We start from the raw sequence: 1,652 nt of genomic DNA, 5'->3' as shown, positions 1-1,652 counted from the left end.
GCTTTAACAACTTCCCCGCTTTCAATTTCTAAACAGTGGTTAGAACGTTTAGCCGATGAGCCGGGTAAAAAACGTCGCCTCGATCAACGTTCCCCCTTTCACCGTGATAAAGCGCGTGTCTTACATTCTGCCGCCTTTCGCCGTTTACAATCTAAAACACAAATTCACAATAATGGTTTAAGCGACTTTTACCGAACGCGTTTAACACACTCATTAGAGGTCTCGCAAATCGGAGCGGGTATTGTGGCACACTTAAAACTGGTACAGCCTGAATTTGAGTCTTTATTACCGGGTAATGATCTCATTGAAACTATCTGTTTAAGTCATGATATCGGCCACCCGCCATTTGGTCATGGCGGCGAAACGGCACTTAATTATATGATGATCAACCACGGCGGATTTGAAGGCAACGGACAAACGTTTCGTATTATCACACAACTTGAACCTTACACTGAATTTAACGGCATGAACCTGACTCGCCGTAGCCTGCTTGGGTTATTAAAATATCCTGTTTGTTTAAGCGAGGTTAGCGGGCCATATCCAACCGATATCAGTCGTAATTTCCGTCAGTTAAAAACCGAAGAGTGGATGCCAGGTAAAGGTATTTATGATCATGATGAAGAGTTATTGAATGCGGTACTGACCCCTTTATGTGTCTCTGACAAGCTGTTATTTAGAACCATGCGAGCGCAAAATTCAGATGATAAATCACACAAAAAATCACGTTATAAATCCTTTGATTGTTCGATTATGGAAATCGCTGATGATATCGCTTATGGCGTACATGATTTAGAAGATGCGATTGCCATGGGCATTATTAGCAAAAGTTTGTGGCAAGAGAAGGTAGCTACACAACTGGCTGAAATTCATGATTTTTGTTTAATTGACCAGTTAACAGAACTAACCAATAATCTCTTTTCAACACAACACTTTAAACGTAAAGATGCGATTGGTGCATTAGTTAATGCACTGATCACCTCCATTGAGATAAAAAAAGTCAATCAAGAATTCGTTGATCCACTACTTGCTTATAACGCCTATTTAGCACCAGAAATGTTTAAAGTATTGAAAATATTAAAACAGTTTGTGCTCCAATATGTGATTAAAAGCCCTGACCTGCAAATTTTAGAGTATCGCGGGCAACAGATAGTAATGGAGCTGTTTGAAGCTTATAACACAGGGCCTTTACGTTTTTTACCTGAACCTGTCAAACTGTTATGGAAAGCGCAAAATGGCGATCCGTCACGTGAACAACGGGTACTCGCTGATTATATTTCCAGCCTGACGGATAACCATGCCCTGCGTTTACATGCGAGTTTGTTCAGCAGTAATCAAACCGCCCCTATGATTGGTCAGCACGCGTTTTAACGGCATTACTGATATTTCGATCGGCTAATGACAGCGGGTAATTGCGATTGTTACACAATAATTGTGCGCGTTTACTTATCGCAGTTTCTGTAACCGTTTTAGTAATAGTAAATTCTCGTGTGCCGTAAACACTTTTATCTAAGTAGCCTAACTCAATCAATTGTGCCGTTATCGCATCTGCAACAGTTAATACCGATGAGGCTTTGACGATTTCGCAGCGCGCATAGCGGCTGCCAACAAATGAAACATCCGCTGCGCGTAATGTCGGATCGCCACCGGGGATC

General features: G+C 41.6%; 1 protein-coding gene and 1 pseudogene. One reads left to right on the top strand and one right to left on the bottom strand.

Annotated elements, in window-relative coordinates; all coding sequences use genetic code 11:
- Positions 1-24 precede the first annotated feature (24 nt).
- A complete protein-coding gene (locus tag AC4GME_RS10415; protein WP_490379363.1) occupies positions 25-1,368 on the top strand; it encodes an anti-phage deoxyguanosine triphosphatase in 1,344 nt (447 codons plus the stop codon).
- Here the strand turns inward: AC4GME_RS10415 and AC4GME_RS10410 are convergent.
- Positions 1,343-1,652, bottom strand: a pseudogene (locus AC4GME_RS10410) (FAD-dependent oxidoreductase); the annotation flags it as partial. The gene AC4GME_RS10415 and the pseudogene AC4GME_RS10410 sit on opposite strands and share 26 nt — an antisense overlap.

The sequence above is a fragment of the Psychromonas sp. genome, from assembly GCF_983033635.1.
This window is presented reverse-complemented; position numbering and strand designations above follow the sequence as displayed.